We start from the raw sequence: 20,213 nt of genomic DNA, 5'->3' as shown, positions 1-20,213 counted from the left end.
CTGTTTGAAGACGCTTCAAAGGGGACGGTCATGCTGGCTGGCAAACATATCCTTCTGATCATTGGCGGCGGTATCGCGGCTTTCAAATCTCTGGACCTGATCCGGCGGCTGCGCGAGCGCGGGGCCAGCGTGACCCCGGTGATCACGCGGGCTGGGCAAGAGTTTGTGACGCCCTTGTCCGCCTCGGGGCTGGCCGCGCGCAAGGTTTATACCGAGCTTTTCGACCTGACCGACGAGGCCGAGATGGGGCATATTGAACTCAGCCGCGCCGCCGATCTGGTGGTGGTGGCGCCTGCAACGGCGGACCTGCTGGGCAAGATGGCGGGCGGTTTGGCCAATGATCTGGCCTCGACCCTTCTGATGGCCACGGATAAACGCGTGCTGGTGGCGCCGTCGATGAATGTGCGCATGTGGCAGCACCCCGCCTGCCAGCGCAATGTGGCGACCTTGACGGAAGACGGCGTGTTGTTCGTGGGCCCGAATGAAGGTGACATGGCTTGCGGTGAATACGGGCCGGGGCGCATGGCCGAACCGCTGGAAATCGTTGCGGCGATCGAAGCAGCGCTGGCGGATGGTCCGCTCAAGGGCAAACATGTGCTGGTGACTTCTGGACCCACCCATGAACCGATAGATCCGGTGCGCTATATCGCCAACCGATCATCAGGCGCGCAGGGCACGGCGCTGGGCCGCGCTTTGGCCGCCCTTGGCGCCGAGGTAACCTTTGTGACCGGTCCCGCCGATGTGCCCCCGCCCGACGGCGTGAATGTGGTAAAGGTGCAATCCGCGCAACAGATGTTGGACGCGGTCAAGGCCGCGCTGCCCGCGGATGCGGCCGTTTTCGCAGCCGCGGTGGCGGATTGGCGCGTGGCCTCTGCCTCGGACAGCAAGATCAAGAAAGACGGATCGGGCAAGCTGCCGGTTCTGGAGTTTGCCGAGAACCCGGACATTCTGGCCATGGTCAGCCAGATGAAGAAGGGCCGGCCGGGGCTTGTGGTTGGCTTCGCGGCTGAAACCGATGATGTGATCGCCAATGCGACCGCCAAGCGGGCGCGCAAAGAGTGCGACTGGATTGTTGCCAATGATGTCAGCCCGGAAACCGGGATCATGGGCGGGGCGGAAAACGCCGTGACGTTGATTTCCGACGCAGGTGCCGAGGCCTGGCCGCGCATGGGCAAAGACGCCGTGGCCCGGCAATTGGCGGCAAGGATCGCGGATGCTCTGACGGGGAACGCGTGATGCCGGTCGTCAAGGTTTTGCACGACGAGGGCAGCGACACCTCTGTAGCGCTGCCCAGCTATGAAACAGCAGGGGCTGCGGGGGCAGACCTGCGCGCCAATCTGCCCGCCGCCGACCGCGGAGCGGGCTGGACCCTTGCCCCGATGGAACGGCGCATTGTGCCCACGGGCCTACGGGTCGAAATCCCCGATGGGTTCGAAATGCAGATCCGCCCGCGCTCGGGTCTGGCGGCCAAACATGGCGTGACGCTGGCCAATGCGCCCGGCACGATTGACAGTGACTATCGCGGCCCTTTGGGGGTGATCTTGATCAATCTGGGGGCGGAGCCTTTCACCATCGGACATGGGGACCGGATCGCGCAGGCGGTGATCGCCCCCGTGGTTCAGGCAGACTATGCGCTTGTTGACGCGCTGGGCGAAACGACGCGTGGGTCCGGTGGGTTTGGTTCAACGGGGCGTGGCTAGTCGATGCTCTGGGTTCTTCTGGCACTGGCGGTGATCTGGCTGGGCGGGCGGTTGATGCAATTGACGGTCTGGCAGCGCTGGGTGTTGACGGGGCTTCTGGCGGTGGTTGTGCTGCTCAGCCTGTCCGTCTTACCTGCGGGCAATCCGATTGCCGTGGCGCTAGGCGGGAACTTCGCGATCTGGGCGGTGTTTTTCGCGGGCATCGCACTTGCGGCGCTTTATGGGCGCGGGCTTTCATGGCTGAAGGCACGGGTGCCCGAAGCGCCGAAATCCGACACGGATGATGGCCCCTTCACCGACACGGAACTTGACCGCTATGCCCGCCATATCGTGCTGCGTGAAATCGGCGGTCCGGGGCAGGTGGCGTTGAAAAACGCGCGTGTTCTGGTGGTTGGCGCTGGCGGGCTTGGCTCTCCGGTCTTGTTGTATCTGGCGGCGGCCGGGGTGGGCACCATCGGCGTGATTGACGATGACGTGGTGGACAACTCGAACCTGCAGCGGCAGGTGATCCATCGGGATGCAGATATCGGGATGCCCAAAGTGTTTTCGGCGCAAGCGGCAATGATGGCGCAAAATCCAGCCATCACGGTGCGCCCCTATCACCGCCGTCTGACTGCTGACATCGCTGAGACTGTTCTGTGTGACTATGATCTGGTGATCGAGGGTTCGGACAATTTCGAAACGCGCTATCTGGTGAATCGCGCCGCGGCACAGTTGCGTATCCCCGTCATCGGCGGCGCGCTCTCTCAATGGGAAGGGCAGGTGTCGACCTTTGACCCCGCGCGCGACGCGCCCTGTTATGAGTGCATCTTCCCCGAGGCCCCCGCAGCGGGCCTGGCGCCCAGCTGTTCTGAAGCCGGCGTTGTCGGTCCCTTGCCTGCAGTCATTGGCGGCATCATGGCAACCGAAGCAGTGAAGGAAATCACCGGGGCGGGCGAAGGCCTGCGCGGGCGCATGATGATCTATGACGCGATGTATGCGGACACCCGCATGATCCGCACCAAACGTCGCAAAGGATGCGCTGGCTGTGGATGACCTGACACTGGAACGCCTGACCGAACTGGATGCCCCGTCGCTGTTCGTCTTTGAAAAGAAGAACAAGGCGTGGTTCGAAGCCCATGTCGGTCCGCGCCCTGACAGCTATCTGACGCTGGAAGGCCTGTCTGCGGTGGTCATGGAGCAGGTGGCCGCGGGCGAGCTGATGTATCTTTTGAAGCTTGGTGGGCGGATCATCGGTCGGGTCAATCTGACGGGAATTGACGCGCGCGTCGCACAGCTTGGCTATCGGCTGGGTAAAGATCATTGCGGCAAAGGCTTGGCGACGCAGGCGGTTGGCATGGTGTTGGAGGCAGCACGTGCCCAAGGGCTTTGGGCGATCGAGGCGCGCGTGCTGGCAGGCAACCCGGCCTCGAGGCGTGTGTTGGAAAAGAACGGTTTTTTGCACACGGGCAGCGCACGGATCGGCGACAAGGCCTGCGATACGTTCCGACGTGACCTCGACTAACTGCGGCAGGCTCTGGCATTCCGCGTGCGCCTTGCGTAGCGTCGTGACAAAGGAGACCCCATGACCAACCCGCTTTTGTCCGCTTGGGACACACCCTTCGACCTGCCGCCTTTCGACCAGATCAGCGATGCTGATTTCGAGCCCGCCTTTGATGCGGCGCTGTCCAAGACACGCGCTGCGATAGACGCCATCGCGCAGTGCCAAGACGCGCCGGATTTCGCCAATACAATCGAGGCTTTGGAACGCGCCGATGCGCCGCTCGACCGGGTGTTGGGCGTGTTTTACAATGTGGCAGGTGCTGACAGCACGCCCGCGCGCGAAGACCTGCAACGCAAGCTGGCGCCGCGTCTGGCCGCCTTCTCGGCCGAGGTGACGCTGAACGCGGCGCTCTTCGAGCGGATCGACAGTCTCTGGCGGCACAGGGATGGCCTTGACCTCAGCGCAGAGCAGGCGCGGGTTCTGATGCTGACCCGTCGCCGGTTTGTCCGCTCGGGCGCCCAGCTTCAGGGCGCGGATCGGGATCGGTTGAAAGCGGTGGGTGAACGTCTGGCAGAGCTTGGCACCGCTTTTACGCAAAACCTTCTGGCAGATGAACGTGACTGGCACATGGCGCTGAGCGAAGCGGATCTGGAAGGCTTGCCCGGGTTCGTTGTCGATGCCGCGCGCGGTGCCGGGGCAGAGAAGGGGCTTGACGGCCCGGCCATCACCCTGGCGCGGTCGGTCATCACGCCGTTCCTGCAGCATTCACCGCTTCGGGACCTGCGACGCCGCGCCTATGACGCCTATGTGGCGCGTGGGGCCAATGGTGGCGAAACCGACAATCGTGCGATTGCCGCCGAGACCCTGGCCCTGCGCGAGGAACGCGCGCGTCTTTTGGGCTATGAGAGCTTTGCGGCGTTCAAGCTGGAAACAGAGATGGCCGGCACACCCGCACGTGTGCGTGAGCTGTTGATGCAGGTTTGGGAACCCGCGCGTGAGGCGGCGCTGGCCGATGCGGATTTGATGACCGATATGCTGCATGCGGATGGCCATAACGGGGATCTGGCCCCTTGGGACTGGCACTATTATGCAGAGCGCCGGCGTGAGGTCGAGCATGATCTGGATGAGGCCGAGATCAAGCCGTATCTGCAGCTTGATCGGATGATCGCAGCGGCTTTTGACGTGGCGCAGCGCCTGTTCGGGCTGGAGTTTGCGCCGTTGGATGTGTCGCTTTACCACCCGGATGCGCGCGCGTGGGAGGTCACGCGAGATGGCCAGCATGTGGCTGTTTTCATAGGCGATTATTTTGCCCGCGGGTCCAAGCGGTCAGGGGCATGGTGTTCGGCGATGCGCAGCCAACAGAAGCTTGAAGGCAACATTCGCCCGATTGTGGTGAATGTCTGCAATTTTGCGAAACCCGAAGACGGGCAGCCGGGGCTTTTGTCGTGGGATGATGCGCGCACGCTGTTTCACGAGTTTGGTCATGCGCTTCACCAAATGCTGTCGGATGTGACTTACGCGTCCATCTCGGGCACCTCTGTGGCGCGCGATTTCGTCGAGCTGCCCAGCCAGCTTTATGAACATTGGCTGGAAGTGCCCGAAGTTCTGGGCAGGTTTGCCACCCACGCCGTGACGGGCGAGGCCATGCCCGAGACGTTGCTGAACCGCTTGCTGGCGGCGTCGACCCATGACACGGGATTTCAGACGGTGGAGTTTCTGGCCTCGGCCATCGTGGATCTGGATTTCCACGATGGGACGGCCCCGGCAGATCCAATGCAGATGCAGGACGAAACGCTCCAGCGGATCAAGATGCCAGCGGCGATCAACATGCGTCACGCAACGCCGCATTTCGCACATGTCTTTGCCGGGGATGGATATTCTTCGGGCTATTACAGCTACATGTGGTCCGAGGTGATGGATGCAGATGCGTTTGAAGCGTTTATCGAGGTTGGGAACGCGTTTGATCCTGACATGGCGACGAAGCTTGAAGAGCATATTCTGTCGAAGGGCGGGTCGGTGGATGCTGAAGAGCTTTACAGGGCGTTTCGCGGGCGCATGCCCGGGGTGGCGCCACTTTTGAAAGGGCGTGGGTTGGCTTAAAGCGTTTCGAGATTAACTTGAGGCACAAGTTGATTTCGAAACGCCCACAACACCAGTAGGTCCCGCGCGTTTTGCCTTTTTATTGTGCTTCAACAATAAGTCGAAACGCTTGAGTGCACCCGCCCCGACATGCCCCCTTTGTGGGCGTGTCGGGTTGGGGGTGGCCTCGCTGCGCTCGGCAGATTTCAGGCCTTCGGCGAAGGTATTTATGACAAGAAAATAAGGGCCGGGAGAGGCTTAAGGCGTTTCGGAATAAACATGTGTCTCAGGCCTATCCCGAAACGCTTTAGCCATCCGTTTTGCGCGATGGATCGTCGGGATGTGGTTCGACGCCGACCGGGTCTTTGTGGATCATCACGTCTGATCCGGGGAAGGCGTGCAGGATGGCGCGGCGCAGGCTGGCGCCGATGGCGTGGGCGTCCTCAAGGCTTTGGCGTCCGTCCAGTTCGATGTGCATGTTGATGAATGTGACCGATCCAGAGCGGCGGGTTTTCAGGTCGTGGAATCCGTAAACGCCGGGGTGATTGCGCGCAATCTCTGAAACCCCGTCGATCACGCGCGGGTCGGCGGCGCGGTCCATCAGCCCGTCCCATGCGGTCTTGAAGATGCGGAGTGCCCCGACGGCGAGCATGATTGCAGCACCAATGGCGACCACGCTGTCGATTTGCTCCATCCCGAACCATTGTGCGGCCCAAAGCGACAGGATCGCGCCGATGTTCGGGATCAGGTCGCCCAGATAGTGCAGGCTGTCGGCCTTGACCACCGCGTTGCCGGTTTGGGCGGCCACATGGCGTTGCCAAAGCACAAGGCCAAGGGTCAGCACGATAGAGGCACCCATCACCGCGATGCCGCTTTCATGTGCCATGATCGGGGCGGGCTCACCAGACAGAAGACGGGCGGTTGCGGCCCAGGCAATGATGCCTGCGGACACCATGATGAACAGGCTCTGACCCAGTGCGGCCAGATCTTCGGCCGCGCTGTGGCCGAACGTGTGGTCTTCATCGGCGGGGCGTGCGGCGTACCAAATCGCCGCCAGTGCCCCCAGTGACACCATCAGGTCCATTGCGCTGTCGGCCAGCGAGGCGGCGACAGAGAGAGCTTGCGTTTCGCCAAGCGCCCAAAGTTTCAGCCCCACAAGGGTCAGTGCCACCAGCGCCGAGGCGACGCCGGCTGAAAGGTTCAGTTTGATGCGGTTGGTCTGCATGGCGTCGGGCTAGCCTATCGCCAAGGGAGGGCGCAAGTGGAAGTTGTGCTTTTAGGCGCCACTACCATAACACCTTGTCGCGCAGTCGCGCCCAGGCGCGCTTGGCAAAATCGTCTTTTGCGGGTTCCAGCCCATGCCGGACGAGGGTCCAGAAGAAATACTTCTCGTACGGGAAATCCGCCATCAGATCCGCGCCGAATTCCAGTGCTTGCTTCAGATCCGATCGGTTGCGCGCGGTCAGGCTCGCATGCCAGTAGCTTGATTTCGCACAGGTGATCACGGGGCGTTTGTGCATCAAGGCTTCAAACCCGGCGGGCGCGTTTTGCGTGACCACCAGATCAGAGGCCTCGATCAGGTCGTGAAGGCTGGCCTCGGATATCTTTACGTTCTGATAGTCGCGACAGACATCCATAACCAGACGGCGGTTTTCTTTGCCCTGGTCGGCGTGCAGCTTCACATAGATCAACGCGTTACGGTCTTGTTCCGCACAGGTGCGGATCATGGTTTCATGGTTCAGATAGGACAGGGTCGGAACCGTGCCGTCATCGGCGCCGCAGAAAACCACGGCGCGCGCCGAATGTAGCCCGTTATGTGCCCGATCCGCTTGCCGTATCGGGGAAACATTTTCGCGGATCATGTAGCCCGCGACACCATTGAAGAAATAGGTGGCCTTGTCGGCGTCGACATGGGTTGGATCAAATTCGGACAGGCGCAGGCTGGAATGTTGGGCCGGGCCAACTTCGTCGACATGCCAAAAGCCAAGGATCGGCGCGGGGTTCACGTGCAAGATGCGCGGGCCATAAGCAGGGGGGTGATTGATCAGCAGGTTCAGGCAGTTCGGATCGTCAAACGCCGCCGCAGCGGCCTTGCTGCCTTCCAAAACGGTGTCCATGCGCACCCCGTTCTTAACAAGATGCGGCGCAAGTTTAGAGAAGAACTCCTGTTCTTCAGCGGCGATGGCGCGCAGCCATTCCTGTGATCCGTGCACGGTGACCCGTCGACCCCTCGACGCAGGTTTCGTGCGCAAGTTGTCAAGCAGCGACACTAGTCGATCACCTCGCTTTCTCTCACACCCCAGAGATTGCCTTTTGCGGTCCAGCCGCGAATGCCATCCGCTTTGATCCGGCACCAGCTTATGCCGCAGGTTTCAATCCGTGCAATCACGCCCGCCTCGAGATAGGCGTTGATCTGAGATGCGTCATCGGCGCGGTTGAACAGGGGGGACAGATCAGCATCGATGATCGCCGTGCGGGCTCCGGACAAGAGCGAATAGTGCACCCAGCCGCCCACGCCATCCCGGTCGCGCACCTGCCGCCAATGCCCAAACTCTCCGGTGACTTCAAGCGGCATACCGCGTCGCTTATAGACCCAGTCGATCCGGTGCCTGAGCGACGGGCCGCGCCGCACATTCCCTTCGGATGTCTTCAGGGACACGAAACGCGGAATGGGCAGGTTGGTCACCGCCCCCCGTTCGGGTGTGTCCGTGTCGCTTATGGCGGGGCCTGCGCCCAATGCCACAACAACAGCCAAAACACTCCAAGCCATTTTGCCGGATTTCAGCATTTCTGCCCTCGTTCCCACCTGTTGCCCAATCGTTCGCGCAATTTTATTTCGTCTGCGATCCGGTCGGGCTTGTACCTTGCCTCGTTCCTTGTCACTCTGACACCGAGACGCGCAAAAGAAAAGCCACAGGGAGGGCGGGCATGGCCGCAGAACGTCTGAGTGTTGTCGTCACGCGACGGTTGCCGGAAGTTGTCGAGACACGGATGATGGAATTGTTCGATGTCGAATTGCGGGCGGATGATACGCCAATGACGCGCGCAGAACTGGCAGAGGCGATGAAACGCTGCGATGTGCTGGTGCCAACGATCAATGACCAGATTGATGCCAACATGCTTGCGGGCGCAGGGGACAGGCTTCGCCTGATCGCGAATTACGGCGCTGGTGTGGATCATATCGATGTTGGATCTGCACGAGAACGCGGGGTTCTGGTGTCGAACACGCCGGGCGTGTCGGCGGATGATACGGCCGATATGGCCATTGCCCTGATTCTCGCCGTGACCCGTCGTTTCCCCGAAGGCATTCGCACGATGGCCTCGGGAAAATGGGAAGGCTGGTCCCCCACGGCGATGCTGGGACATCGCATCCAGGGGCGCCGCGTGGGCATTTTGGGGATGGGCCGCATCGGTCAGGCCGTCGCCACCCGTGCGCGCGCTTTTGGAATGCAGGTGCATTACCACAACCGCAAACGGCTGCACCCGCAGATCGAGGAACAGTTGGAAGCCACCTATTGGGAAAGCCTTGATCAGATGGTGGCGCGCATGGATGTGATTTCCATCAATTGCCCGCACACGCCGTCGACGTTCCACCTGATGAATGCGCGGCGATTGAAGCTGATGAAACCGGATGCGGTGATCGTGAACACCTCGCGCGGGGAAGTGATCGACGAAAACGCGCTGACACGCCTGTTGCGCGCGGGCGATATCGCGGGGGCCGGGCTGGACGTTTACGAACATGGAAACGAGATCAACCCCCGCCTGCGTGATCTGCCCAACGTTGTGGCGCTGCCGCATATGGGGTCTGCCACGGTCGAAGGTCGTGTCGAAATGGGCGAAAAGGTTCTGATCAACATCAAGACCTTTGCAGATGGCCATCGCCCGCCCGATCAGGTGGTGCCGGGTTTGCTTTAGAGCGGGGTGCGCTCATCTCGCATCATAGCGCTTGGGCTGGCCGCTTTCATGCTGGTGGCCGGCTGTTCGCGCCCGCTTTCTTCGACCGAGGTCGAAATGTCGCGCACCATGTTTGGCGACAGTCTGGACACGGATAAGGTGCGGGTGCGGGCGGGCATTGGGATTTTGCCGCTTCCAAACCCTGAACCGGTCACGCAAGACGCGCCCAAAGTCGCCCCGCGCGATATTCCGGAAACCGTGTGTGACCGCGTCGCCCAACCCGACCGCAAATGGACTTTCCCGGCGGGGTTCGTTCTGTGGAATCAGGTGTTCCTGAAGCGCGACTATTATCGTGATGATATGTTCGAAGGCTGGCCCGAAAGCCTGCCCATGCCACACGCGCTATTGATGGCGCATGAGCTGGTGCATGTCTGGCAATGGCAAAACCGCGCCCGCACGGGGTATACGCCCTTCAAGTCCGGCGCCGAGAGCTTTCAGCCCGGCGATCCCTATTATTGGCCGGGCCGCGAGGCAGGCGCCTATCTGTCTTACAACTTCGAGGCACAGGCCGCTCTGGTCGAAGATTACATGTGCATGACGCTTTTCGTGCCCAACCATCCCCGCCGCAAGGAGGTCGAGGCCTTGATCACGCCCGTGATCCCTGTGGACCAGCTTTCGCAGGCCTTAAAGCGTTGAATCCGACGCTCATGTCGTTTTCATTCTGTGTAAGGTCGGGCAGGTTCGGACCTTGACCCCGCCTTACGGCATCTATGATGCAACAGATTTTTCCCAAGGGAGTCGCCCCATGAAAACCAATGTAAAAGCGCTTGTCGTCGGCGGTGGTGCCGTTGGCACGTCGATCGCCTATCATCTGGCCAAAGCTGGCTGGGATGATGTGATGCTGATCGAGCGAGACGAGCTGACCTCGGGCTCGACCTGGCACGCTGCCGGTCTTTTGCCGCTCTTCAACATGTCCTATGCGACGACCCACATCCACGACTACTCGGTCAAGTTCTACAAAACGCTGGAAGAAGAAACCGGTCTGAACGCCGGTTTTGCCGTGGTGGGCAACCTGCGTATGGCGCAGACCGACGAGCGTATGGATGAATACCAGCTCTATGCCTCGACCGCGGACACTGTGGGCATCAATTATGAATTCCTGACGCCCGAGCAGATCAAGGAACGTTGGCCGCTGATCGAAACCGGCGACCTGAAGGGTGCTCTGTACCACACCGAAGATGGCTACATTAACCCGGCAGACGTGACGCAGGCGATGGCCAAAGGTGCGCGTCAGCGTGGCGTGGAAATCCACCGCAAAATGCAGGCGGACGACTTCCACTGGAACGGCACCCACTGGGAAGTCACCTGCACCAAGATGGTGGAAAAGGGCGGCAACCTGATCGAGAGCGACGAGAAGGTGGTGATCACTGCCGAACACGTCGTGACCGCATCTGGCAACCACGCCCAACGCACCGCCAAGATGCTGGGCATCAAGATGCCCGCTATCCCGGTCGAGCACACGTTCATCGTCATGGACAAAGACCCTGAGCTGGTGAAATGGCGCGAAGCGGGCAACCCCGAGCACCCCGTTGTGCGCGACGCCGACAACGAAAGCTATGCCCGTGAAGAGCGTGGTGGCTGGATCTTGGGCATCTATGAACGCGGTGCCCCCGCCCGCTTTGAGCATGGCGTACCGGACAGCTTCCGTGCCGACCTGTTCCCGCTGGATCTGGACCGGATTGCGGATCAATACATGGCGATGGCCGAGCGCGTGCCGTCCTGTGCTGAAAGCGGTTTGAAAGACGATTTCAACGGCCCGATCTGCTACACCCCCGACGGCAACCCGCTGGTCGGCCCGGCCCCCGGTCTGCGCAACATGTGGCTGGCCGAAGGCTTCAGCTTCGGGATCACCGCGGCTGGCGGCACCGGCTATTACCTCGCCCAGATGATGGTCGATGGCGAAGCCGAGATCGACATGGCCTCGCTTGACCCCAAGCGGTATTCGTCGGGCTGGATGACCACCGAGTTTGCCGCGCGCAAGAACGAAGAATGCTACGAGCATGTCTACATCCTGCACCACCCCGATGAAGAGCGCCCGGCCTGTCGGCCCCTGCGCACCTCGCCCGCCTTCGACCGTCAGAAGGAAAAAGGCGCGCAGTTTGGTTGGGTGAACGGCTGGGAACGCCCGAACTATTACGGTCCCGTCGATGCTCCGTCGAACTTCGACGAAGAAAGCCGCTCGTTCCGCCGTGGTGGTTGGTGGCAATATGCTGTCGACGAAGCGAAAGCCGTGCGTGAAGGCGTTGGCCTGATCGACGCGACCGCCTTCACCAAGCATGTGGTCAAAGGCCCCGGCGCGACCCAGTTCTTGGACTGGTTCACCTGTAACAAACTGCCGCGCGTCGGCCGCATCAACTTGACCTATGCGCTGACCTCGCACGGCACCACCCGCACCGAATACACCATCGTGCGCAACGGCGAGAACAACTACTACCTCGTGTCTGCCGGTGCGTGGACCGAATATGACGCCGACTTCCTGCGCAAGGCGGCCGAGGACAAGATGGAGGAATTCGGCTACATCGAAATCCAGGACGTGACCACCCAGTGGGGCGTCTTCGCCATCGCAGGTCCGAAATCGCGTGATGTTCTGAAAGAGGTCATCGTAGATGCAGACCCGGAAAACGCGCTGACCAACAAAGCGTTCCCGTGGCTTTCCGCCAAGCAGATCGAGTTGGGCATGTGCCCGGTGAATGCGATCCGTGTGGCCTATACCGGCGAGTTGGGTTGGGAACTTCACCACCCGATCGAGATGCAGAACTATCTGTGGGATTTGCTGCTTAAAGCAGGCGAAAAGCACGGCATGAAGCTGGTTGGCGCGCGGGCGCAAAACTGGCTGCGTCAGGAGAAATCCTACCGCGCTTTCGGCACCGAGTTGGGCCGTGACGCGACCCCTGCCGAGGCTGACCTGCCGCGCTTCATCGATCTGGAAAAGGACTTCCACGGCAAGGACGCCATGGTCGCAACCGGTGTGCGCGTGAAGTGCTGTACGCTTTTGATCGACGGGCCGGATGATGCCGATCCGTGGGGCCGCGAGGCGCTGTTCCTGGATGGCAAGAAAGTGGGTCGTCTGACCTCGGGCGGCTATTCGGTCGCGTTTGAGAAGTCGATCGGCATGGGCTATCTGCCGCCGGAATTGGCGGTGCCGGGCCAGAAGCTGAAGGTCAAGATCATGGGCGGGCTTTATGACGCCGAGGTCACGGTCGACAGCCCCTATGACCCGAAAAACGAAACGATCCGCGTCAACGGCTGACCGGATCAAATCAGATTGAAACGGCCCCCGCGCGGGGCCGTTTTTATTTGTGCTGTTGACTGTGTGTTTTCTTTTTGTTCTTCTGGACGCAGGTGTCAGAATGACATCCAGAGGAGACAGCTATGGCAGAGAAAATCAACGGGTCGTGTCACTGTGGCGCGGTGTCGTTCGAGGTGAGCGCACCGAAGTTCGTTGTCTCGTGCAACTGTTCCATGTGCCGCCGCTATGGTGCTCTTTGGGCCCATTGCCCACCCAATGAGGGCGCAATTCTTACGGGGCAGGACCACACGAAAACATACAGCTGGGGCGATCATATGATCGACTTCCACGCTTGCAAGACATGCGGCTGCATCACGCATTGGGGTCCGGGTCAGAACACGGATCAGGACCGGATTGCCGTGAATATGCGAATGGCGCCGCTTGAGGTCATGGACGCTCTGACCATTCGCCGTTTTGACGGGGCCGAAAGCTGGGAGTTTCTGGACTAAAGCGCCACAAGATGATTGTCCCAAGCCCAGTTGCCTGCGACCGGAATAAACCGTTCGTGCCCGTTTTGCCGGTGGATCAGGCCTCCGTCACACGTGATCATCAGCCCGCCCTGTGCATCGCGCGCCACCCCTGCCGCCGTGCCATGTGATGCGCTGCCCGCCGGGGTGCCGTCTGCATCAAAGTACAGAACTTGGTTGCCCTTTGGGCCGGTGACCGCGATCTCGCCCGTGTGGGCGCAACTGGCGATCGAACCTGCATAGGTCTTAAGGCGCACCTCGTCGGGATGTGACAGGAACTGCACAGCGCCACCGGGCTGATGCCTGAGCACCAAGGACACGCGTCTGGTCGGTGCCCCTTGCCACTGCAAGGCAGCAATCACATCGCCTTGAGGGTCCAGAGCGATATGGCGGATCGAGTTTTGGTGCATATCGCCCGACAAAACGACCTGGTCGGTGATGTCACCGGCGGCATTCAGATAGGTTAGGTTGGTCTGCATGTCGGGCAGGTTCAGCTTGGTACGACCCATATCAGGATGGGTCTGAATGCCGCCATTGGCGACGACGAAACCACCTCCGGGGTGGGCCAGAATTTCATGCGGACCAATCCCGCCCGAGGGCAGTTCGCCCACGCGTCTGTAGCCATCCGATGCATCCCACACACCCAAGACACCCGCAGGCGCGTCGAAGTTGTTTTCCGTTGTGAAGAGCCAATTGCCGTCAGCCGAAAAAGCGCCATGGCCGTAAAAATGCCGGCCCTCGGGGCTGTCCAACCGCGCGGTTTCGCGCCCTTCGGCACAATCTATGACCACCGCAAACCGGCCCGGCCGGCGGGCAAATGCGATGGCTTCGGCCTTGATGGGGTTCAGCGCGGCGGCGTGGCCTCGACCGGGGATGCGGATTTCAAACGTCACTCCACCGGCGCGTGTCAGGCCAATCAGCCATGTGGATTTATCGGCGCGGTTGGCGGCGGTTACAAAATCCGGTGCTCCGGCGGCGGCCCATCCCGAAAGGGGAACGGCCGCGGTGCCGGCGCTGATCGCCACCTGTTTCAGAAAATCACGCCGCAGCACTGATCAATCCCCGTCGCCAGCGCTGAAGCCCGCGCCAAGTTTCAGCTCTGGTCCCAACTCGGTCGACAGGATCAGATCCAGATGCCCTAGTTTGGTTTGCAATCCTTCAATGCGCACCCGCATGGACAGGTCTTCGACCGCCTCAGGCAAAGGGGCGCCGATGGCACCGAGCCGCGTGCCGATTTCAGAAAGGATGGGCAGGATGTCGTCGAGCATCGCCTGCGGGGTGATGGGAGCGAACCCTTCGGTGTAGAGGTCTTGAAACCCACTGAACTGCGCTGCGATCAACGCGGTGGACAGCCCGGCCCGCCAGGCCTCGGACCGTTTTGGAAAGGCACGTTCGAAGCTGCCCAAAGGGCGCCCAAGCCGGTGTTCTTTCATGCGCAGGATCGAAAACCCAAGTGCGGTGAAGACTTGCTGGCTAAACTCGCGATGCGACAGGTAAACGGGGTTTTCAGGCCCGGCGCGGCGCACCAGATCGGCCCAACCGTCCGGGGCAAACCAGTCTTCATAAAGCGTGCCCGCCATGGTCGCCATATTGGCGGCAATCCCCTGAATGGTCGGGCAGGTTGGTAGATCGGTATAGAGCAAACGCTCTATGGCAGGCAGACCCTGAAGCGCTGCGCTTGAGGCGCCAACGACAGCTGCATCCCCCTGTTCTTCGAGCGGGCGTTTCAGATGCCCGCGCAGGGCGCGCCCGGTGAAGTTCTTCTTGTCAGGAAAGAAGTTCACCTTAAGCGCGGCGGCGCGGCTTTCAATCGGTCCGAATTGATATGCATCCAGTGGTGCCCAGGCGAGATAGGTGGCCTGGAAGCTCTCCAACAGCAGTGCGTGCATTTCAGCGTTTTCTTCTGCGTCACAATAGGCGTTGGCGGCATTGTTCATCGCCGTGGCGCTGTCGCGGAATGCGCTGAACTGGTGTTCAAATACCAACAGCACACGCTCTGACAGCGCCTTGTGGTCAACGGGCGCGGCCTGTGCGCTGGCAAGCGCGGGCAGAAGGCAGGTCGCAAGGATGGCAATGAGACGCGTCATCATAGGGACTCCAGAAACGATATCAGCGCGGCGCGGTCGGGCGTGCTCATCAAGCGCACCGTTTCGCGCGCCGCCTCTGCCTCGCCGCCATGCCACAACACAGCTTCAAGCAGGGTGCGGGCGCGCCCGTCATGCAGATATCCTGCCCGTTCGTTGACCTGTTTTGTCATGCCAAGACCCCATAGCGGCGCGGTGCGCCATTCACGCCCGTCAGCCTGCCATTCCGGCCGGTGATCTGCCAGCCCCTCTCCCATGTCATGCAACAACATGTCGCTATAGGGCCAGATCAGCTGAAAGCTGCGTTCCGGGTCATCTGGCAGGCGATGTGTGACAAATGCGGGCTGATGGCAGGCCGCACATCCGGCGGTATGAAATAGCTCTTTGCCGCGCAACACATCCGGGGCGTCCGCCTGCCTGCGTGCAGGTACCGCAAGATTTGCGACATATGTGGTCAACACGTCGAGCGCCTTGTCGCCCAGCTCGACCCCATCTTGACTGGCAGTGCCGCCGTGGCGCTCTTTACGGCAGTTGGTTTGCGTGACAGTGCAATCGCCCCAATGAGCGGGAAACAATGTCGAGGACAGGCCGATATCCCCATTCGCCGCATCGGCTGACTGCTGGCGCAGGGTCGGGTTGCCGGCCTTATGTCCGAAACGGCCCAGCATCAGTTGGTCAAACTCACGCGACCAGACAGAATTCGGGCGCCCGGAAATGCCGTCGCCATCGGCATCATCAGGATCCGCCAGCGCAAGGATATCGGCTTCTGGGATGGCTTCCAGAAGCCCAAGCCCGATCATCTGCGGGGCCATGCGGGGCGAGGTCAGGGTGGTGTCTGCCAGCGGACCATCTGAAAGATTGTTGGCCCGGTAGTCTGGTGCGCGCAGCATCACGGTGCTGCCGTCGCCAAGGCGGACCGGCTGATCTTCGTAGTGGATTGACAGCGTGCCCTCGGCGGCATGGCCCGTGATGGCGCGATCTTGCAGCTGAAACCCATAGGTCGGTTCAGGCTGCATGCCCTGCGCGGGCAGGGACAGTCGCAGCACCAGACCGGTTTGACTGCCCGTGGCGCTGACATGGCCGCGGCCATCCCCGATATGGCAGGCGGAGCAGGCGCGCGTGTTGTAAAGCGGCCCCAACCCGTCTGACGAAATGGTTGACGATGGCGCCACAACCCAGAGCTTTTCAAACATCGCCTCGCCCAGGGTGAAATCCAGCGCCTTGTCCGGGGGCAGAGTCGGCGCGGGCGTCGAAAAGGCGGCGCGGGCGGGCGGGTTCATTTGCGTCGCTGCCCCGGCGCTGCGCGCCTCATAGGCCGAGGATGTGTCGAAATCTGTTGGAGGGGCCACGACCGTCGCGACCCGCGTGGCTTCCGCCGGGGTGCGCGCAAGGGCGTTCAGATGCGGTTCCCCCCAAGGCCCGGCCGTTTCGGCAGCCAAGGGCAGCGAGGATAAAGGCAGCAATATCAGAAGGGCGGCGGGCAGGGTGTGACGCATGTTGTGGCTCCGGTTTGCGCCCTTTTATGCCGCCCGCGAGAAGAGGTAAAGAATAACCGACAAAAACACTATGGAAAGTGTTGTGGCAAGTTGTCCCGCCTATGAGGCCAATGCCAAAGACCCGATTAAAGCGTTTCGGGATAAACTTGATGCACATGTTTATCCCGAAACGCCCACTATGCTGATATCTCTTGCCGCGTTTCGGTTTTCCCCTGACTCAGGTTAAAACCGAAACGCTTTAATCTCGAAACGCTTTAGGCAATCAGGAAGTCGTCAGCGTCTAGCTGCGCGAACTCAATGCCGTAGAGTTTGAGTTTCTGCGCGCCACCAATATTGACCTGTACGAAATTGGATTTGTCATAAAAGGCCAGACTTTCTGTTCCGCTCAGATTGAAAGCCGCTAGGTCCACTATGTCCTCTCCGTCTGTAAATCCGTTGATGCTAAGGTAGTTTGCATCGCTGTCATGCACTTCAAAGCGATCCACAACACCTTGCGTCCCCGTTGCCGAGTAGCCAAACGTGCCGCCGATCTGATGTGTTTCAGTGGCGTTGTTTGAGAAGATGAAATCTGACGGATCAAGGGCCTCGTTCGGGACGCCGTAGACCAGGATCTTTTCTTTAGCGTAGTTGATTTGCTGGTAGTTTCCCTTGTCATAGATCTCAATATCACCTGCCCCGCCGCCATCAAGCGCTGACAGGTCAATCAGATCTTCGCCATCTTCAAAGCCATGGATCCGCAGTTTCAAGCCGCTGCCCGACTTGATCGAAAAGATGTCAATCGTGCCATCCGCTCCGGTTGCTTTGGTCGTGCCATCACCTGAACCGATGATGTGCTGTTCCTCCAAAGAATCCGGACCCAGATCGAACGTATATGTGCCGTCTTGCTGCTCGAAACTCTGCTCGCTCAACTGTGCCGCATCGACCCCAATCAGCCGCGCAAAACTGGCACCATCAAGCAAAACCAGAGTGTCAGCGCCGTCTTGCTGCAGTGACACAAGACCCGAGCCGTTTGAGAGCAGAATTTTGTCGGTGCCGATTTCGAAATCCTCAATCTGGTCGACAGAGGTGTCAGGCGAAAAGACAAAAACATCCGCCCCGCCACCGCCGGTCAGGACATCATCCCCGGCGCCGCCAACCAGCACGTCGTCCCCACCGTCGCCAAAAAGCTGATCGTTGCCGTCGCCACCTGATATGTGATCAGAGAAGGCCCCGTTCCCACCGCGAATGTAGTCATTGCCTGCTCCGCCAGACAGCGTGTCTTCGCCAAGCCCGCCGAAAATATCATCATCTCCCACACCACCACTTACATAGTCGCGGCCATCACCTGTTCTGATCCAGTCGTCGCCGTCTTTGCCAAACACCATGTCGTCGGTCGCCAGCTCTTGCAAAAGCTCGTCGGGCTGATTGCTGCCATCAATGCGGTGCTCATACATGTCAAATGTGATGCGGGCGAGTTCATAGCTGTCCAGCACAATATCGTTCAACGTGCCCGCAAAAATATCTATGTCGGGGTCTGCGATGGCTTTGGTTTCCAGTGTCGCACCGGGTTGCAGGAAATCCGGCACATCGTCGAACGTATAGCCACTGTATGAAATTGTTGCATCTGACGCATCAACCACACCCAGAATCGAAACACTGACAGTGCCTGGAATTGCCATAAGCGCCAGAAGGTCAAGCGCCTGCGTCTGTCCTTGTTCCTGCAACGAGGATAGATACAGCACCCCGGTTTTTGCATCTGCCACGTCCTGCGTGAACATATGGACATCGTAACTTTGCTCGCGATCGGCGTCCCCCCCGGCAAGTTCGACGTAGGTTTTGCCTTCAAGAGCCGTAAGCTCTTGTGCAAAGAACTGACCCATCACAGTCAGATCCGTATTGCCGCCGGCTTGAAGCGCGGCGGCATGGTATTGAACGGACCAGATCTGGGCGGCTTCTGTGCCGATCATCAGCATGGCCGAGAACATTTCGAGCATCGGAGCAACCTGTTTTAGGCCAAATGCAACCTGCTCATGATCAGATCCGTTCAGGCTGATGTTGTTGACCAAAGGAACATGTGACACGTTCCACTCGGTGAAATGAATGCTCATTGGGTGGCCGTCGGGGTGCGCTTCCCATGCGTTTCTCAGCTGATCAAAGAACGCAATCTGCTCTGAAATATTCTGATACGTATGTTCAATAACGCCATGGCTGTCTGCGTCGGAACCATATTCTTTGCCGGGCTGAAAGTAGTAATGCGCCGCTATGCCGTCGATCAGGTCAAGGTCGCCTTGCTGCCATTCCGCGAACCCTTTGATCATCGAATCATTGCGGCTTTCCAGATTGTCGAGCCCATATGTGTTTCCGTTGGGGAAATCTCCCCAGATTTGGAGCAAAACACTGGGATCGCTTACCGCAGGCATCTGTTCGCTAAGCACTTGATCGAGCACATCAGCAACGATGGCGGCACCCTCACCATACGCGCCCGCGCCCGCCCATGCTGTGCCCCAATACTCGTTGCCGATCTCAAAAGCAGTGATATCCACCCCTTCCTCTTGCGCGATTGTTAGAACCTGCTCCAGATAGGTGGCGAGCTGCTCTTTGGCTTCTGCAAGCTCGGCGTCTTTTTTGAGCCAGCCATTTTCTTTCACCAAAGGATTGGTTGGAATAATGAAGGTGACGTCCCTGCCATCCTCCGCAGCAAATCTTGCGGCTTCGCGGAATGATGTGTCACCATCGGTATTCACATCGTTCAGGTAGCTTTGGGCTGAGGATTGGCCAGCGCCTGTATAACTTGTGATGGGCACATTTTCTTCGTGGTTTCTTTCTGCATCAACGCCACCGGGCCAACGAATGGTGGTGACACCCACTGCATTGGCAACCTCGTCGTAGCTTTGCCATCCAAACGCGTCGCCTGGGCTTTCAAATTGGGCAACGAGATTGGCGCCGAAATGTGCCTGAGTGATTGTTGCTTGTGATGTTTCAGAAGCAGCGTAGCTAAATGTAAGCATTGATATAGTTCCAAAAAATATGTGTAGGCCAACTGTGGGCGCAACAGAATTTGCTTAAAGCGTTTCGAGATTAACTTGAGACACAAGTTGATTTCGAAACGCCCACAACATTGGTAGGGTCCGCGCGTTTCGTCTCATTGTTGTGTCTCAACAATAAGTCGAAACGCTTTGAACATCCTGATCCCGGCACGCCGGACAGTCAACCTATAATGGAACTACGGATGATGTGGCGGGTCACACCGTGCTTAGCAAAATACTCGTTTCGCTGTTGGTGATCCCGTCCACAATGCGAACTTCGCGCAGCACCCGGTCAAAATCCGGTAGGTTCTCGGCGGTGAGCTGCGCGACAAGGTCCCATTTCCCGTTGGTGGAATGCAGGGACCGCAACTCCGGCAGGCCGCGCAGCTTCTTGATCACCGCCAATGTCGAACGGCCCGAGACCTCGATCATCATGATCGCATGAACCCCGTCCGGCCCGTGATCCTCGCGCGCACGGATGGTAAAGCCCAGCACCGCCCCGCTGTCCAAAAGCCGGTCCAGCCGCGCCTGTACCGTGGCACGGGTCACGCCCAGAATGGTTGCCAGTTTCGAGACCGGCGCCCGGCCGTCTTCGCGCAGGATGGCGATGAGGTTTCGGTCGAGATCGTCAAAGATATGCATAGCAAGGTGATAAA

At 59.8% G+C, this 20,213-nt stretch carries 17 protein-coding genes; 9 read left to right on the top strand and 8 right to left on the bottom strand.

Annotation, left to right across the window (positions count from 1 at the left end):
* The first annotated feature begins 30 nt into the window (after positions 1-30).
* The 5 genes from coaBC to ACRY08_RS08075 are packed head-to-tail and all read left to right on the top strand — an operon-like array spanning position 31 to position 5,283.
* On the top strand, positions 31-1,236 hold the full coding sequence (coaBC, locus tag ACRY08_RS08095; protein ID WP_432449401.1) for a bifunctional phosphopantothenoylcysteine decarboxylase/phosphopantothenate--cysteine ligase CoaBC: 1,206 nt from the start codon (positions 31-33) through the stop codon (positions 1,234-1,236).
* A complete protein-coding gene (gene dut / locus ACRY08_RS08090) occupies positions 1,233-1,700 on the top strand; it encodes a dUTP diphosphatase (RefSeq protein ID WP_432449400.1) in 468 nt (155 codons plus the stop codon). Before coaBC ends, dut begins: the two co-directional genes overlap by 4 nt.
* A 3-nt stretch (positions 1,701-1,703) precedes the next feature.
* On the top strand, positions 1,704-2,735 hold the full coding sequence (locus ACRY08_RS08085) for a HesA/MoeB/ThiF family protein (RefSeq protein WP_432449399.1): 1,032 nt from the start codon (positions 1,704-1,706) through the stop codon (positions 2,733-2,735).
* The gene (locus ACRY08_RS08080) at positions 2,728-3,204 is read left to right on the top strand and encodes a GNAT family N-acetyltransferase (protein ID WP_432449398.1); all 477 of its coding nucleotides are present in this window, start codon (positions 2,728-2,730) and stop codon (positions 3,202-3,204) included. Before ACRY08_RS08085 ends, ACRY08_RS08080 begins: the two co-directional genes overlap by 8 nt.
* A 60-nt stretch (positions 3,205-3,264) precedes the next feature.
* On the top strand, positions 3,265-5,283 hold the full coding sequence (locus tag ACRY08_RS08075) for a M3 family metallopeptidase (protein WP_432449397.1): 2,019 nt from the start codon (positions 3,265-3,267) through the stop codon (positions 5,281-5,283).
* A gap of 286 nt (positions 5,284-5,569) precedes the next feature.
* Here the strand turns inward: ACRY08_RS08075 and ACRY08_RS08070 are convergent, their stop codons facing one another.
* The 3 genes from ACRY08_RS08070 to ACRY08_RS08060 form a co-directional block, all read right to left on the bottom strand.
* Positions 5,570-6,487, bottom strand: a complete 918-nt coding sequence (locus tag ACRY08_RS08070) for a cation diffusion facilitator family transporter (RefSeq protein WP_432449396.1) — start codon at positions 6,485-6,487, stop codon at positions 5,570-5,572.
* A 61-nt stretch (positions 6,488-6,548) separates the two neighbouring features.
* Positions 6,549-7,475, bottom strand: coding sequence for a hypothetical protein (locus tag ACRY08_RS08065; protein WP_432449395.1), 927 nt, complete (start codon positions 7,473-7,475; stop codon positions 6,549-6,551).
* A 56-nt stretch (positions 7,476-7,531) separates the two neighbouring features.
* On the bottom strand, positions 7,532-8,032 hold the full coding sequence (locus ACRY08_RS08060; protein ID WP_432449394.1) for an SH3 domain-containing protein: 501 nt from the start codon (positions 8,030-8,032) through the stop codon (positions 7,532-7,534).
* Positions 8,033-8,190: 158 nt separating this feature from the next.
* On the opposite strand from ACRY08_RS08060, the gene ACRY08_RS08055 reads away from it, so the two are divergent.
* The 4 genes from ACRY08_RS08055 (at position 8,191) to ACRY08_RS08040 (ending at position 12,954) form a co-directional block, all read left to right on the top strand.
* Positions 8,191-9,177 (top strand): 2-hydroxyacid dehydrogenase, encoded by a 987-nt coding sequence (locus tag ACRY08_RS08055; protein WP_432449393.1) that lies wholly within the window; start codon positions 8,191-8,193, stop codon positions 9,175-9,177.
* A gap of 6 nt (positions 9,178-9,183) precedes the next feature.
* Complete coding sequence (locus tag ACRY08_RS08050) at positions 9,184-9,852, top strand: hypothetical protein (RefSeq protein WP_432449392.1); 669 nt, start codon at positions 9,184-9,186, stop codon at positions 9,850-9,852.
* A 109-nt stretch (positions 9,853-9,961) separates the two neighbouring features.
* Positions 9,962-12,466, top strand: coding sequence for a GcvT family protein (locus tag ACRY08_RS08045; protein ID WP_432449391.1), 2,505 nt, complete (start codon positions 9,962-9,964; stop codon positions 12,464-12,466).
* A gap of 122 nt (positions 12,467-12,588) precedes the next feature.
* Positions 12,589-12,954 carry a GFA family protein gene (locus ACRY08_RS08040; protein ID WP_432449390.1) on the top strand — a complete coding sequence of 122 codons (366 nt, stop codon included), beginning with the start codon at positions 12,589-12,591 and terminating at the stop codon, positions 12,952-12,954.
* Here ACRY08_RS08040 and ACRY08_RS08035 read toward each other — a convergent pair.
* The 5 genes from ACRY08_RS08035 to ACRY08_RS08015 form a co-directional block, all read right to left on the bottom strand.
* Positions 12,951-14,024: a DUF1513 domain-containing protein gene (locus ACRY08_RS08035; protein ID WP_432449389.1), complete on the bottom strand. Its 1,074-nt coding sequence runs from the start codon at positions 14,022-14,024 to the stop codon at positions 12,951-12,953. The genes ACRY08_RS08040 and ACRY08_RS08035 overlap by 4 nt on opposite strands.
* A 3-nt stretch (positions 14,025-14,027) precedes the next feature.
* Positions 14,028-15,062, bottom strand: coding sequence for an imelysin family protein (locus tag ACRY08_RS08030; protein ID WP_432449388.1), 1,035 nt, complete (start codon positions 15,060-15,062; stop codon positions 14,028-14,030).
* Entirely contained in the window at positions 15,059-16,552 is a 1,494-nt protein-coding gene (locus ACRY08_RS08025) for a di-heme oxidoredictase family protein (RefSeq protein WP_432449387.1), read from the bottom strand. Before ACRY08_RS08025 ends, ACRY08_RS08030 begins: the two co-directional genes overlap by 4 nt.
* Before the next feature lie 254 nt (positions 16,553-16,806).
* Positions 16,807-19,539 (bottom strand): calcium-binding protein, encoded by a 2,733-nt coding sequence (locus tag ACRY08_RS08020; protein WP_432449386.1) that lies wholly within the window; start codon positions 19,537-19,539, stop codon positions 16,807-16,809.
* Positions 19,540-19,773: 234 nt separating this feature from the next.
* Positions 19,774-20,199 (bottom strand): Lrp/AsnC family transcriptional regulator, encoded by a 426-nt coding sequence (locus tag ACRY08_RS08015; protein WP_432449385.1) that lies wholly within the window; start codon positions 20,197-20,199, stop codon positions 19,774-19,776.
* Positions 20,200-20,213: the final 14 nt, after the last annotated feature.

The sequence above is a fragment of the Aliiroseovarius marinus genome (genome assembly GCF_050881025.1).
Lineage (GTDB): Bacteria > Pseudomonadota > Alphaproteobacteria > Rhodobacterales > Rhodobacteraceae > Aliiroseovarius > Aliiroseovarius marinus_A.
This window is presented reverse-complemented; position numbering and strand designations above follow the sequence as displayed.

What these genes read in the sequence shown, in the direction of transcription:
- coaBC (WP_432449401.1), top strand. Translation starts at nt 31, where the DNA reads ATGCTGGCTGGCAAACATATCCTTCTGATCATTGGCGGCGGTATCGCG.
- ACRY08_RS08085 (WP_432449399.1), top strand. Translation starts at nt 1,704, where the DNA reads ATGCTCTGGGTTCTTCTGGCACTGGCGGTGATCTGGCTGGGCGGGCGG.
- ACRY08_RS08075 (WP_432449397.1), top strand. Translation starts at nt 3,265, where the DNA reads ATGACCAACCCGCTTTTGTCCGCTTGGGACACACCCTTCGACCTGCCG.
- ACRY08_RS08070 (WP_432449396.1), bottom strand. Translation starts at nt 6,487, where the DNA reads ATGCAGACCAACCGCATCAAACTGAACCTTTCAGCCGGCGTCGCCTCG.
- ACRY08_RS08060 (WP_432449394.1), bottom strand. Translation starts at nt 8,032, where the DNA reads ATGGCTTGGAGTGTTTTGGCTGTTGTTGTGGCATTGGGCGCAGGCCCC.
- ACRY08_RS08055 (WP_432449393.1), top strand. Translation starts at nt 8,191, where the DNA reads ATGGCCGCAGAACGTCTGAGTGTTGTCGTCACGCGACGGTTGCCGGAA.
- ACRY08_RS08045 (WP_432449391.1), top strand. Translation starts at nt 9,962, where the DNA reads ATGAAAACCAATGTAAAAGCGCTTGTCGTCGGCGGTGGTGCCGTTGGC.
- ACRY08_RS08040 (WP_432449390.1), top strand. Translation starts at nt 12,589, where the DNA reads ATGGCAGAGAAAATCAACGGGTCGTGTCACTGTGGCGCGGTGTCGTTC.
- ACRY08_RS08030 (WP_432449388.1), bottom strand. Translation starts at nt 15,062, where the DNA reads ATGATGACGCGTCTCATTGCCATCCTTGCGACCTGCCTTCTGCCCGCG.
- ACRY08_RS08025 (WP_432449387.1), bottom strand. Translation starts at nt 16,552, where the DNA reads ATGCGTCACACCCTGCCCGCCGCCCTTCTGATATTGCTGCCTTTATCC.
- ACRY08_RS08020 (WP_432449386.1), bottom strand. Translation starts at nt 19,539, where the DNA reads ATGCTTACATTTAGCTACGCTGCTTCTGAAACATCACAAGCAACAATC.
- ACRY08_RS08015 (WP_432449385.1), bottom strand. Translation starts at nt 20,199, where the DNA reads ATGCATATCTTTGACGATCTCGACCGAAACCTCATCGCCATCCTGCGC.